The organism is Streptomyces sp. NPDC088910 (assembly GCF_044749865.1).
Classification (GTDB): domain Bacteria; phylum Actinomycetota; class Actinomycetes; order Streptomycetales; family Streptomycetaceae; genus Actinacidiphila.
Genome location: NZ_JBIVIV010000007.1, coordinates 169,023 through 182,282 on the forward strand (window position 1 = coordinate 169,023; position 13,260 = coordinate 182,282).

The 13,260-nt window shown below is 69.8% G+C and carries 12 protein-coding genes and 1 tRNA gene; 2 read left to right on the forward strand and 11 right to left on the reverse strand.

The window, feature by feature from the left end:
• The first annotated feature begins 177 nt into the window (after positions 1-177).
• Entirely contained in the window at positions 178-897 is a 720-nt protein-coding gene (locus tag ACIP4Z_RS18060; protein ID WP_391050409.1) for a hypothetical protein, read from the forward strand.
• Between the two features lie 119 nt (positions 898-1,016).
• Here ACIP4Z_RS18060 and ACIP4Z_RS18065 read toward each other — a convergent pair whose 3' ends face one another.
• From ACIP4Z_RS18065 to ACIP4Z_RS18080, 4 genes are all read right to left on the reverse strand, one after another.
• Complete coding sequence (locus tag ACIP4Z_RS18065; protein ID WP_355340307.1) at positions 1,017-2,498, reverse strand: WXG100 family type VII secretion target; 1,482 nt, start codon at positions 2,496-2,498, stop codon at positions 1,017-1,019.
• Positions 2,499-2,501: 3 nt separating this feature from the next.
• Entirely contained in the window at positions 2,502-3,245 is a 744-nt protein-coding gene (locus ACIP4Z_RS18070; RefSeq protein WP_401309140.1) for a hypothetical protein, read from the reverse strand.
• Entirely contained in the window at positions 3,242-3,556 is a 315-nt protein-coding gene (locus ACIP4Z_RS18075; RefSeq protein ID WP_355340301.1) for a hypothetical protein, read from the reverse strand. Before ACIP4Z_RS18075 ends, ACIP4Z_RS18070 begins: the two co-directional genes overlap by 4 nt.
• Positions 3,557-3,748: 192 nt before the next feature.
• Positions 3,749-4,237 carry a YajQ family cyclic di-GMP-binding protein gene (locus tag ACIP4Z_RS18080; RefSeq protein WP_188284013.1) on the reverse strand — a complete coding sequence of 163 codons (489 nt, stop codon included), beginning with the start codon at positions 4,235-4,237 and terminating at the stop codon, positions 3,749-3,751.
• A 248-nt stretch (positions 4,238-4,485) separates the two neighbouring features.
• Between ACIP4Z_RS18080 and ACIP4Z_RS18085 the strand changes: the two genes are divergently transcribed.
• Positions 4,486-4,567: transfer RNA gene (locus ACIP4Z_RS18085), tRNA-Tyr, on the forward strand.
• Between the two features lie 136 nt (positions 4,568-4,703).
• Here the strand turns inward: ACIP4Z_RS18085 and ACIP4Z_RS18090 are convergent.
• From ACIP4Z_RS18090 to ACIP4Z_RS18120, 7 genes are all read right to left on the reverse strand, one after another.
• Entirely contained in the window at positions 4,704-6,113 is a 1,410-nt protein-coding gene (locus ACIP4Z_RS18090; RefSeq protein WP_401309144.1) for a tyrosine-type recombinase/integrase, read from the reverse strand.
• Between the two features lie 62 nt (positions 6,114-6,175).
• Positions 6,176-6,361 carry a helix-turn-helix transcriptional regulator gene (locus ACIP4Z_RS18095; RefSeq protein WP_401309147.1) on the reverse strand — a complete coding sequence of 62 codons (186 nt, stop codon included), beginning with the start codon at positions 6,359-6,361 and terminating at the stop codon, positions 6,176-6,178.
• Between the two features lie 425 nt (positions 6,362-6,786).
• A complete protein-coding gene (locus ACIP4Z_RS18100; RefSeq protein WP_401309150.1) occupies positions 6,787-8,262 on the reverse strand; it encodes an ATP-binding protein in 1,476 nt (491 codons plus the stop codon).
• A gap of 2 nt (positions 8,263-8,264) precedes the next feature.
• Positions 8,265-9,128 carry a bifunctional DNA primase/polymerase gene (locus ACIP4Z_RS18105; protein ID WP_401309152.1) on the reverse strand — a complete coding sequence of 288 codons (864 nt, stop codon included), beginning with the start codon at positions 9,126-9,128 and terminating at the stop codon, positions 8,265-8,267.
• 126 nt (positions 9,129-9,254) lie between these two features.
• Positions 9,255-9,569, reverse strand: a complete 315-nt coding sequence (locus ACIP4Z_RS18110; RefSeq protein WP_401309155.1) for a hypothetical protein — start codon at positions 9,567-9,569, stop codon at positions 9,255-9,257.
• The gene (locus tag ACIP4Z_RS18115; RefSeq protein ID WP_401309158.1) at positions 9,566-10,822 is read right to left on the reverse strand and encodes a DNA cytosine methyltransferase; all 1,257 of its coding nucleotides are present in this window, start codon (positions 10,820-10,822) and stop codon (positions 9,566-9,568) included. Before ACIP4Z_RS18115 ends, ACIP4Z_RS18110 begins: the two co-directional genes overlap by 4 nt.
• A gap of 213 nt (positions 10,823-11,035) precedes the next feature.
• Complete coding sequence (locus ACIP4Z_RS18120; RefSeq protein WP_401309161.1) at positions 11,036-13,252, reverse strand: ATP-binding protein; 2,217 nt, start codon at positions 13,250-13,252, stop codon at positions 11,036-11,038.
• Between the last annotated feature and the right edge of the window lie 8 nt (positions 13,253-13,260).

Consider the following 13,260-nt stretch of genomic DNA (forward strand, 5'->3'; position numbering starts at 1 on the left):
CGCGCCGTCGGTTCAGCCCCTCGGCCGGGCCCGTCGCTTGAGCCCCTCGGTTCAGCCCTCGGTTCAGCCCTCGCTTGCGCCCTCGCTTGAGCCCGCGCCGCCGGAGACCCGCACTGCTAGGGTCGAACGCCGACGGCCGGACCCGATGGCCGCACCCACACCCGAGGGGGAATTCCCGTGCCTGCTGGGGCCTACGAGGGTGCGCCGCGCGACGGCGTGACGTACGAGAGCGCGACGTACGACGGCGTGACGTACGAGGGCGCGGTCGCGGAACCGGCGACGCGCGAGTGGTGCGCGCGGTCCCGCGGGCGGCTGCGGGCGCTGCTGATCGTCAGCGCCGCGGGCATCCCCGGCTGGGCCCTGGTCTTCGCCTTCCTCGACGTCTTCCTCGACATCGACGTCACCTGGCTCGCGTACGTCCTCATGACGGCCTCGATGCTCGGCCTCGGCTGGTGGGCCCTGATACAGCCGCGCTACAAGAGGTACTGGCGGGTCCTTCAGGTCTACCCCTGGCAGCGCCTGGACGGCGTCGCCCAAGTGGCCGATAACGGCGTGCCGTTCTTCCGACTGCCTGTGCCCGACAACCCGGACAAGGACGTGAGCATCCGGGTCCGCTTCCCCGACGTCCGCCGCTGGCGGCGGGTGCTCGGCGAGAACGCCAAGCGCGAGGTCTGGTTCGCGGGCGACCCCAGGATCGGGGGAGTGCTCGCGCTGCCGGGGCCGCGCGGGGTGAGCCTGGTCAGGCAGGGCGGGGCCGCCGGAGCCGCCGAGCGGACCGATGAGGCCCGCGGCGGCGGCCCGGCGATCCGGGACATCGGCGATGAGGCGCTGCGCCGGGCGCGGGCCGCCGGTTTCGGCGACCCGCGGTACGACGTGGCCGTACGGCGCGGCTCGTAGCGGTCGCGGGCCCCGGTCTGTCCGGCCTCTGGTCTGTCCGGCCCCCGGTCTGTCCGGCTCCAGGTCTGTCCGGCTCCTGGCGGTGAACCGGACCCGGCCCGCTCGGGTGAACGTCCCGCTCAGTGCCGGCCGGTGCGGTAGCCGCCGCCCGAGTTGCCGAAGCCGGTGAGCGTGCCGAAGCCGATGTTCTCGATGGTGAAGTCCTTGCCGAAGACCGTGCTCTTGACGGTCTCCTTCGTCACTGACGTCACCAGCCCCTTCGTGGCGCCGATGAGCGTCTTACCGCGCTGCGTCAGGCCGTTCATGTCCATCGACAGGTGGCCCAGGGCTCGGCGTTCGGCGCCCGACATCGCGGAGATCGGGCCGCTGTAGTAGAGCCGGGGGATCTTGGCGAAGCCCTTGTCGACCAGCGGGGAGAGCCCGGCGCCGATGGTGTTGCCCGCGACGTTGGCCAGGAAGTTCTTCTTGACGTTCGTCCAGCCGCCGTTCATGGCGTCCTTGAGGGTGTCCTTGCCCAGGCCCTTGGCGAAGCCGAAGGCGACCTTGCGGAATCCGCTGAGGTCTTCGCCGTACTTCCACACCTTGATGACGTTCTGGTACTTCCGCTCGGCCTGGAGGATCTTCACCGCCCACTTCAGCTTGCCGATCTCACCCGCCTTGACCAGCATGCTGACCTTGCCCATCACCGGGATGCAGTCCAGCGCGGCGAACAGCAGATCGCCCCAACCCGCCTTGCCCTGAATGAATTTCACCAAGGTGTCGGCGAAGACCAGCAAGGCCGCGGCCAGCACGATCCAGGCCAGCGGGCCGCCGATGAACAGCAGCAGGATGCCGCCGATGGCGACGATCACCTTGAGGATCGGGAGGATGACGCTCCACGCCTTGACCAGGAAGTCCCCGAGCTTCTGGTACCACTTCTTGTTGTGGATGCCGACGTCGGAGGCGTGGTCGAGGTCCTTCTTGAGGACGTCCACCGCCGTGCCGTGGTTGGTCCCGGCGTCCTGCGCCTTCTTGCGCAGCTCGGCCAACTGCTGCTGAATCCCGGAGACCTGGCCCGCGACCTGGTTCTTGTGGGCGTCGGCCTGCTGGGCGTTGCGGACCGCCTGACGGACCTTGTCCGGGTCGGGCGGCGGTACGTTCCCGCCGGCGCTTCCGGCTGACCCCTTGGAGCCGTCGAGCTTCGCCTTGGCGTCGCCCGCCGTGGTCGCGTCGACCTGCGCGCGGGCCAACTCGGTCTGCTTGGCGGCCAGATCGTTGCGCAACAGGCGCGCCTGGGACAACGCGCCGTCAGCGGTGGACTGTTCGGTCTCCACCGAGTCGGCGAAGGTCACCAAAGCGTCGCCGGCCGCGCCGTAGGAGTCGTGGAGCTTGCCCAACTGCCCGGGCAGCTTGCCAATTTGGCCGCGGAACGCCTCGGCGGCCTTGCCGTTCCACTCGGCGAGCGCCTGGTCCTTGGCCGCGCTGCTGAGCAGCGAGTGCACGGTCGCCACGTCCTCGGCGAAGGTCTGGAAGCGCCTGCCCTCGGCCCTGATCTCGTAGACGTCACCGGGAGTCGGGTCGCTGTCGAGGTCGAGATTGTGCCAGTCGGTGGGTCGGGTCACGGCTCAGCTCACCTTCTCGGCGGACCCGGCGGAGGGGTCGTCGTCGGCGTACACGAAGCGGAAGGTCTCGGTGATGCCGTCGAACAGCTCCAGCATCGGCTCGGCGAGGGCCAGTTGGGAGGTCGCCCCGCTGATCACCGCGACCCGAGGGTCGCCGCCGGGGAACGGTACGAAGGTCTGCATCAGCACCATCCGGACCGTACGGTCGTCGTCCGGCAGCTCGATGTCGTCGATCCCCTCGCTGCGCGCGGCGGAACCCGCGTCCGGCAGCTCCACCAGCTTGATCCGGCGCCACGGGTCGGTCGGCCTGCGGCCCGCGGCGACCGGCTTGAGCGCCGCCACCAGCGCCGCCAGATTGCCGCCCGCCCCACCGGCCCCACCGGCCCCTCCTGCCCCGCCGCCGGGCCGATCGCCGTCCGCCGTGCCGTCCGCCCGGTCGTCGGCTTCCAGGACCGCGATCGTGACGCTCGCCGTCAGCGGTGCCTCGTCGCTCAGGTCGGCCAGCGCGCCGAAGTACAGCACCCCGGTCTGCCACGCCTCGTCGGCCGTACGGGTCAGCGTGCGGATGAGCGCCGTCCTGGAGTCGGCCAACTCCGGCCGTTCCCGCACCCGTTCGCGTACGACCTCACGTATCGACGCGTCGCGCGTGGCCGGATGGATGTCGAACTCGTACCAGGAGCTGGGCACCAGGATGTTCACCCCGCGCACCGGCGACGTGCCGGAGGGGGCGGAAGAGGACACGGTCACGGCTGACCGCCGCCCTCGTGCTTGGCCAGCGCGTCCTTCAGCTCCTGGTCGGTCTTGGTGAGCTCGTCCACGACGGCCTGCGCCATCTTCGCGACGCTCTCCAGACCGCTGTCGATCTCCTTACGGCCGTCCTTCCAGCCGTGCATGAAACCGTCGAGCGCGTCATGCGCCCTGGACGAGCCCAACTCCCCGTTGCCGAGGGCGCGATCAACCTGCCCGGTGTCGTCCATCCGCGTCTTGACCGATCTCAGCCCCGTCGCCAGGTCGCTGAGCCCGATCAGACTTATCGTCAGATCTCCTTTGGCGGACATGCCTGGTACTTCCCCGTTCCCCGTTGCCTGTCTTGGCCAGGCAGCCTATCGCCGGGGGCGCGGGAGCCACAGGGATTCGGCGTCCGCAGGGATTCGGCGTCCACGGGGATGGGGGCGGCCACAGGGATGCGGCGTCCACGGGGGAAACCGGCGGGAGGGCCGCGACGTGGGCCGCGGCCTCCCGGCGTGGAATCAGCGGTAGTTGACGAACTGGAGGGCGAAGTCGAGGTCCTTGCCCTTGAGCAGGGCCTGGACGGACTGGAGGTCGTCACGGCTCTTGGAGCTGACGCGCAGCTCCTCGCCCTGGACCTGGGCCTTGACGCCCTTGGGACCCTCGTCCCTGATGATCTTCGCGACCTTCTTGGCGTTCTCCTGGGAGATGCCTTCCTCGATCGAGGCGAAGATCTTGTACTCCTTGCCGGAGAGCTGCGGCTCGCCCGCGTCCAGCGCCTTCAGCGAGATTCCCCGCTTGACCAGCTTGGTCTCGAAGACGTCCAGGATCGCCTTGACGCGCTCCTCGGAGTTCGCCTCCATCAGGATCTTCTCGCCCGACCAGGCGATCGAGGCCCCGACGTTCTTGAAGTCGTACCGCTGCGAGATCTCCTTGGCGGCCTGGTTGAGGGCGTTGTCGACCTCCTGCCGCTCGACCTTCGAGACGATGTCGAAACTGGAGTCGGCCATCTTCAGTGGGCTCCTTGGGTATCGCTTGTCTGTCTTCCATCACATCCGCGGCCCGATCCCCGGACCACCATCCCCAAAGACTAGGGCCTGTCGTGTGGATCTCCGCGGGGAAGGAGCGGTGTCCGGTGCGCGCGGACACAAGGCGCAGGCGGTGATCAATCCGGTGGCGAACCACCCCTCCGGATCGGGTATCGTTTACGTCGTCGCCACGGCACCCCGCACCCAGCGGATCCGCGGCTTCAGCCCATGGCGGTATGCCCGAGTGGCCAATGGGAACGGACTGTAAATCCGTCGGCTATGCCTACCGTGGTTCGAATCCACGTGCCGCCACGCTTAGGGAGAACCCTCTCTGACCAGCGAAAACGCTGGATCAGAGAGGGTTTTTTCGTGGCCCGATCCTCTATTCGAACGAAGATCGAAAAGTAGCGCTTTGTCTCACCCTGCCTCAGGGTTTCTCACGCCCTGATCAGCGCGTGTCCCCCAGGTGTCCCCCAAGGGACGGAGAGTTCCCGCCCCAGTCGCGCAGGGCTGCGTCGATCTTCTGATTCGCTCGGTCCTGCGACTGAGCCAGCACCTTCGCGTACACGCGGAACAGGACGGCAACGGAGTGCCCCGCCCTGCGCGCGCATTCGATCGGCTCCACTCCGGAGCTGAGCCACAGCGAGACGCCCGCGTGACGCAGGTCGTACGGCCGCCGCGCCAACCGCGAGGTTCCCGCCCCCTCTCCGAGCGCCGCGTGCCGGGCGCGGGCCCACACCTCCCCGTAACCCGACTCCTGCAAGAACCCCCCGCGCTCGGTTCGGAACAGCCGGCCATCGGGGGTCGTGCCGTACGTGTCGATGTGGTGCCGGAGCAGCGCGACGAACTTCGGCGGAATGGGCACCGGACGTGAGTCCTGCGTGGCCCGCGCCTTCAGGTGGCGCCGCTCGTGAGCGCTTCCGTCGTCGGTCCAGCTCCGGCCGCCACGCACGATGCCGCCGCGCAGAACGAGAGTGCCCCAGCCGCTTTCTGGTAGGTGGCACTGTTCCGCGCGTACGGCCATGGCCTCAGCGGGCCGCATTGCCGCGAAGTACAGGCAGCCGAAGAACGCCTCCAACTTCTCGCCACGGGGCCCCTGGCGACGGACTTCACGCAAGAACACGTCGACCTGACCGGGGTGAGGCACTGCCTCGGGATCGACCGTGTCCGTGGTCTTCGGCGCGCGCCATTTCACCGCGCTCAGGGGATTCGCTGGTGTCGTGAAGTACCGGGCTTCGGCGGCCATGCCGAGCACGTCGCTCAGGCAGGCTTTCTTGCGGCGGGCGGTGCTCGCTGCGGCGGGGGAGCCGTCCATCTTCCTGCCGAGAGCGTCCAGCGCCAGCCGGAGCGTGGCCACGTCTTCGAGCGCGGAGACCGGAAGGGAGTTCTTCTCGATCCAGCGCAGCGCGGTAGCGACATCACCGGGCGGTTGCTCCGACCAGCGATTCCGGTTGAACGCCCAACTGTACAAAGCCCGGCGCAGCAGTGCGGGAGCCGGAGTTCCAGGGGCATTCGTCACGAGCGCGGGCGTGATGGTCGCCAGCGCGTCGGCGTAGCCCTTGCGGCTCTTGACGGGGGCATCGGCCCACTTGTGGTCGATGTAGGCCCGTGCGTGCTCGTACCAAGAGACGGCACTGTGCCTCGCGCGGAGCTCCGACACGGGCAGGCCCGTCGTGTCATCGAACTGTTCCTGATTGCGCAGCGCCGTCATCAACTCCGACCGGCGTCCATCGGCCTGAGCTTTCAGGGTGTAGCTCTTGGAGTGCTTCCGGGCGCCGACCAGCCAGCGGAGCCGGTAGGGCTTGGGGCGGTCGGGGCGCGTCTCGATTGAGTAGATGCGTACGTCGTAGGTGAGCACGTTTCTCCCATGGGAAAGGGGCCCGCCTGTCAGGCGGGCCCCTTGGTGGTTGCGGGGGATGGTCAGGCGGGGGGCTGTTCGCACTCGGTAAGCCAGGCGTCCAGGTCGGAGCGCCGGACCCGGATCTGTCCGTTCGGCAGCTTGATGAGCCTTGGTGCCTTGCCGCGTGCCCGCATCCGGTAGAAGGCGGCGCGGCTCATCTGGATCTCTTCGAGCACTTCGGGGAGCTTGAGTTGGGGGCGAGGCATGGCACTCCTTCGCGATGACGTACGGCAGGGTGCGTGTGTGTCCGAGGTTCGGATTTCTGCGTCATTGCGTCATGTGCGTCATGCGGACTTGTGAACTGGGGGTTTGCATGACGCAGTGGTTCGGGTGTGCGTCATGCGTGCGTCATGGGCTGCGTCATCGCATGACGCACATGACGCAGGATGACGCAGGATTTTCCGTCTGCGTCATGGTCGTTGCAGCAGCTCAGGGGAGGTTCTTCGGCTCGCATGACGCACATGACGCAGGGTTTTCCTCTTAGGACAAAAGAGAGGGTGTGTTGTAGTGCGGTGCGCCTCAGAATGCGAAGCGGAGCCGCTTCGCGGCGCGATTTGGGGGCGGGCGCCCCCCGAACAACAAGAGGAGCACCCCGGCCCGTGGTGCTCTTCTTGCTTGTCCCAGCGGCGGGTCAGAACGCCTGCTGTTGCTCGGGCGGGGGCGGCGGGGCGGGCCGGGTCATTTCGAGGTAGCGGCCTTCATAGGTGCGGCCGGTGTCAAGGAGGACGCCACGGGCGGCAAGGGTGGGCTGAAGGCGTTTGAGGCGGTCTGAGAGGACTTTCCCGGTGGTGGGCCACCCTTTAGGTAGGGAGCACGGTTCGTCACCGCCGTAGACGCGGCTGAGGGCGTGCAGCCACTCGGTTGAGGTCATCCGCTGTGCCACGCCCGGAGCGATGGTCTCGGCATGGCGGAGGACGGTCTGCGCGAGGAGATCTCCCTCAATCACGTCGTCGTTGAGGTCGTCCAGACTGGCCCGGTAGGCGCTCAGCGCTCCGAGGCCGGTTGCCGCGTCGAGCTGTGCGCACAGGTGGGCGAAGTCCGCCATCCGCAGGTCAGTGGGAGTCTCCGCCGTGACCGCACGGACCTTGACCGTGAGATCCAGCAGCGACCCGAGAACGACCGGCAGAACCTCCGCGTACTCCGCCCACAACTCCGCCTCCGTGCGCCGCACCTTGGGACGCTCCAACCGCAACGGCAGCAGCCGCTCCGCCAGGTCCGGGCGGATCACCCCGACGTCAATGCCGGTCAGCAGCAGCGGGCGGCGGTAGCCGACGCGGAACACGTCCCCGTCAGTGAACAGCGCCCGCTTGACGTTCTCGGCACCGGTCACGATGCAGCACATCGCATCGGACAGGTCCGGGGTCATGTGACTCAGGTTGTCCAGCGCGGTCACCCAACCAGCCGCCACCGCGGCAATCAGGTTCTCCTCATCCTTCGGCGCGCGGCGCAGGTCCCCGCTCATGCCCTCGATAATCCGGATGAGCATCCGGCCGCCCGTGGACTTGCCCGCCCCTTGGGGCCCGGTGAGGAACGGCGCGGGCACGGGAACGGACGGTCCGAGGCAGCCGATCAGCCACGCGATGGCCAGGCATTCGGTCTCGGCGGTGGCGAAGTTGCACAGCCTGAGCAGCAGATCGATTCCCTTGCCGTCAGTGTCCTTGACCGGCAGGGGGAGTTCCCCGGTGAGCTGGGTGCGGCGCCAGCACACCTCAAGCGGGTCGGGGGTGAGGATGTCCCAGCCGGTGGGGTGGATGCGGACCGACTGTCCGTCGTCGCGGCCGAGGTCCAGCCAGGTGGCGCCGTCGTATCCGGGGGCGACGCGGATGTTCACCGGCTGCACGTCCTCGGTCAGCGCCAGCGCCTCGATCAGGTCGAGGGCTTCCTTGAGGGCGGTGCCGTTGAAGACGCCGCGCCCGTCCCTATACAGGCCGACCATGAGTTCCTGCCGGTGGCTGCCGGTCGTTCCCTGGGAGCGGATCGGCCGGGCCACAGGATGGCCGTTCTTCTGCGCGTAGACGGTCCCCTCGGCGGTGCGGAAGTACCGGAAGTGGGATTGCGCGTAGTCGGTGATGATCTCGCGGCCGGGAGTCTTCTCGTCCTCGGACACCGCTACACCCCCAGTCGGGCGCGGGCGTTGGTCCACGCGTCGGTGCAGTGCCGGACCGATTCGCCCTTGGTCTGAGCGGCGGCGAACAGCCGCGCCATGTGCACCTCGGTGAGGCACCCGCAACCCCCGTGCGCGGAGAGTACGGCGAGGAACGTCCGGTAGACCGTCGTGTGCACGCCGCCGGTTGCGGCGGTGATGGTCTGCTCCGCCATGGTGATACCGCGTTCCAGGTACGTCGGGGTGCGGTGGCGGCACGCCGCGCCCCCGGCCGGTGCGGGCGTCGTGACGGCAACCGGCGGGCCGGGAACGGGCTTCTTCACGGCCAGAGCGCGCACGGCGTCCGGCAGGCCGGTGAGGGTGCCGGTGCCGGGACCGAGCCAACGGGTGTAGGCCATCGAGGACTTGATGTCCACGCCCGGCCGGACCGCGTTCGCGGACGGCATGGCGCCCCGGTAGAGCCAGTGCTCACCCCGCGTCGTCGGCACCGTGCGGGTAGCGGGCAGCGTCTTCCGCGCCCAGGTGAGGGCGTCGGCGTTGTCGAGGTCGACCACGGTCAGCCCGGCGCCGCCGGGGTGGTAGGCGACCGCTGCCGCCTCCCGCCACACCGCAGCCCACGTCGGCGAGGTCAGGACGTTCGGGTCAGTGGTCGCGGCGGCCCACGCGTGGCAGGGGTGCGGGCAGGCGCACGGGCCGGGGGTCTTCATGGTCGGCCGCCCGCCGCACGCGTTGCCCTTGCACGCGGGGCAGTTGCCGAACGGCACCTTGCCCGCCCGGAGTGGCAGTACGGGCAGACCATTTGTGGCTAGACGCAGGGCTGTGCGCAGGTGATCGCTCGGGGGTCGTTGAAGGGCGCTGAGTCGGGTCATGCTGGTGTCTCCAGTGAGGGGTGCTGGGGTGCCGGGACGGCCGCGCTTCTTTGGCGAGAGTGGGCGGCCGTCCTGGGCGGGGTAGGCGGCAACTGGGCCGTGGCGCCGGGCAGGCACGTTTGCGGATCAGAGGTCGAACAGGCCGCCCTGGCTGGCCGCCGTCGCGGACTGAGCCCGTGTCGCGGCCCGTTGGGCGGCGGTGAAGCAGGGCGGGCACCAGGCGCGCAGGGCGGTGGCGGGCAGGGTGGCGGCGGCGCGTTCGGGTGTGGCCGGGTCGGCGGGTGCGGCGATGAGCCGGACGCGGTTGCCGTCGTGCCACTTCGGGCAGCGGTCCTCGGTGCGGCGGTGGTTCTGTCGGCACTGCCCGGTGCAGTGGCACCGCCAACCGGCCTTGGCCATGACGGCGGTGAACAGGTCGGCGCCGACGATCGGGGTGTTCATGCCGCCCCCCGCAGTACGTGCGCGGGCTCGTTGAGGAGCAGCCCGGCGCGGTCGGCCAGGTGACGCAGGGCGGCTTCGGCCTGACGGGGCACTACCCCGTTGCCCAAGGCTTTGAGCTGGGCGGTGCGGGACAGGCCCGGTACGGTGGTGACGTGGCCCTCGGGCAGGCCCATCAGCCACTCGACCAGCGGCGGGTTCAGCCGTCCCAGAGCGTCAACTGGCCAGGGGGCGGCACGGCCCGTGACCGTCTCCCACCGTTCGACGGCGGGGGCGTAGCGTCCCCAGTCAGGCCGCTGAACGTCAGGTCGGTCAAGGTCGGCGAACTGCTGCGCGGGTTCGGTGCTGTCGCCTGCCGGGCTCCCTTGGCGTCGCCCACCAGCGGTGTGGGCAGCAGAGGAAGGACGACCTGCGAGAGTGGCGGCCGGAATCCCTCGCTCGCACGGCGTCCCGGTGTCCCGGTGTCCGTGGCGCGCGGTGTCGGCAGTAGCTCGCACACCTCGGCTGCCAGGCACAGGCCGTGCGTCCCTGCGTTCTGCGACGGGGTGCGCCTGGTCTGCCGGTTCTCCCGCGCAGATGCCCGTGGTGTCGGCAGGAGTGAAACGACGTGGCGCAGGTTCATCCCGCCGTCGGCCGCGTGCCCGGTCCCGGTTGCTTCCGAGGTCGAGGGCGTCGGCAGCAGTGATGTCACCGCAGTGGGGAGCTGCCCCTTCTGGCCGCCGCCGCGCCAGTCGCGGGCCGCCGGGGTCGGCAGGCCAGGCGAGGATGAACAGCCGTTTGCGCTGGTGGGCGGCCCCGACGTCGGACGCGCGCAGAGTTGTCCACTCCGCATCGAACCCGATTCCGGCAAGGTCGGCGAGGACGGCGTCCAGTCCCAACCGAATGTGCCCTGCGACGTTCTCAAAGATCCCGAGTTGGGGTCGTAGAACGCGAAGGGCGGTGGTGAAGTGCGGCCAGATGTGCCGGGCATCAGCGGTTCCCTTCCTCTTGCCCGCGCTGGAAAACGGCTGGCACGGATACCCGCCGCACACCACATCGACCGGCTCAACGCCGGTCCAGTCCACGGCGGTGAGGTCTCCGAGGTTCGGCACGTGCGGGTGGTGGTGGGCCAGGATGCGGGCCGCGCCGGGGTCGTTGTCCGCGACCCAGGCCAGCGACCCGCCGAAGACGGCCTGGACGGCCATGTCCAGGCCGCCATAGCCAGAGCACAGCGATCCCAGCCGTAGCCCGGCGGGCACGGCGGCGGGAATGGTCATGGTGGTGCACTCCCATCAACGATGGTGACTGCGTGTGAAGGGAGGGAGGCAGAGGTGTCCCCGGTGGCCCGTATTTTCGGGGGTTTCCGCAGGTTGCGGGGGCGTGCCTCCCTGCCTCCCTGTGATGGTTTTTCCGCTGATCAGGTCGGGGAGGCGGGGTGAGGGAGGCGGGCAGGGAGAACTCCCTGCCTCCCTCACCGCCTCCCTTTACTGTCAGTCACGGTCGGCGTAGGCTTCGGCGTCAGTCGCGCGCCGATCCAGGGCGGCGCGGACGTGGTTGGAGCTGACGACCATGACACCGCCGGACTTGTACGGCGCGGCGTCCACGTCGTCCAGGACGCGGGTGAGGGCGGCCGGAGTCCACGTCCGGTACTCGCGGGGGTTGCGCTCGGCGAGGCGCTGGCGGACTTCGTCGGTCCGCATCCGCTTGGCGTCCCCGAGGACGGCGCCGATGTCGGCGAGGTGATCGACCGGCTTGTCGTCGCCGCTGTCGGCGGCGGTACGGGTGTCGACTCCGGCGCGCCGGTCCTTGATGCGGTCCGCGAGTTCGGCGGCTTCGTCGCCGTCGATGTAGTGGGTCCGGATCGTGATCGCGGGCTGTCCGGGGGCGAGTTTGACGCCGTCGCCTGCGACGACGACGGTTCCCTTGTCGAGGCCCTGGCGGAGCTTGTGCGGGGCGGCGCCCGCGTCGATGGCGTTGTCCCCGAGCGCCATCCTGGCCTGCGACTCCGTGCCGAGGACCAGCGACGACCGGATGTGGTTGCCCTCGCGGGACCGCTTGGGCAGGTTCTCGTTCGTGGGGTCCTGTGTGCCTTCCCAGATGGTCACCAGGACCGCGCGGCCCTGGTCGTGGATCTTCTTGACCGCCTGGAAGTACCTGCTCGTGGCCTTGGAGCCGCCGTAGGGGCGCTTGTCCGGTCCGATCGCGCCGGAGCCGTAGGCGACCTGGGCTTCGTCCACGATGATGACCAGCGGCGGGAACGGCGTGCCTGCGGGGGCGAGCAGGCGCCGGTTCATCTCCTCCACGCCCGCCTCGACCATCTCGGTCACGTCGATGACGTGGTCGTCGGTGGGTCCCTCGATCAGGACTTCGGCGATGCCGTCGAACATGCGCCAGTCCCCGAGGCCCTTGAGGTCGCCGATCCAGAACCGAACGGCCGGGTCGTGGGCCAGCCACAGCGCCAGCGCGCGGATCGCGGCGGTCTTGCCCTGGTTCGACAGACCGGTGATGAGCATGTGCCGCTGGTACAGGCTGATCAGGGCGGCGTCCCCGCGCAGGTCGACACCCCAGGGGGCGCGGCCCTTGGCGTAGTCGGCAGAGGTGTCGGGGTCGGTGACCAGCGGGGACGGGCCGATCGGCTCGTCCAGCGCACCCGAGTCCGCGATCCACACCCGGACCGTGCGGGCGGCGGGCGCCACGGACAGGTGCACCTCGTGCTCGTGGCGGCCCAGGTTCTCCGCCAGCTTCCGGCGCCTGGCCAGGACTTCCTCGGTGCTGGAACCGGACGGCAGGGTGATGTCCAGTTCGACGCCGCATCCGGCGAGCACGATCGGGGAGAGCATCGCGGCGCCGCTGTCCTCCATGGCCTTGATGGAGTTGCGCAGCGGGGCAATGCCCAGGTCGCGCAGGGCGGTCACGACGATGGACGGGGTAATCGGCTCTCCGTCGCCGCGCTCGCGGGCGGGCAGCGCCCAGCGGGGCGCGGCGCCGCGCAGACGGCCGAGGTTCCACAGGCCGAGGAAGCACGCCCACGGGGCGAGCCACAGGGCAGGGCCCCACACGATGCCGCAGATGATGACGGCCCAGCGGACCACGTCGATGGTGAAGACCACAGGCGCGATGACCATGCCGGGGTCGTGCTCGGCGACCGCGAGCAGCGCTCCCAGGCCCAGCAGCGCGCCGGCCGTTGCGGCGGTGCCCACAGCCATTCCCTTGGCGAGGCGCTGAGGGGCGGTCAGCAGGTCCATACGCCGCTGGTGCCGGGCGGCACGGAAAGCGCGCCCGCGCTCTTCCCATTCCATGGCGTCCTCGCGGTTGCCCGCGGCTTCCGCGATCCGCATCATCCGCTCGTAGCGGGCGGCGGACCGGCCGTCCCACGCCCGCTTCGCCAGCACCCCGGCGCCCCCGGCCACGTACGAGCTGTGACGGACCATCAGGCGCGCGCCCGTCCTGGTGCGTTCATGGGTGATGACGTGCTGCGTCACACCCACGGCACGCCGCAGGCGCACCGCGTGACGCGCCCCGGCACGGCCCGCGTCGGTCTTGCCCCTGCCGGGGATGTCGGAGGGGATGACGGCCCCTTCGAGCGCTTCGCGCGGGTCGGGCACGGCGTCCTCGGGCGCGGCGGTCGCCGTGTCGTGCTTGGTGAGGTCGGGTATCGGGGTGCGGGCGCGGGCCCGCCGCTCGTCAAGGTCGATGATCTCGGTCATGCTGGTGG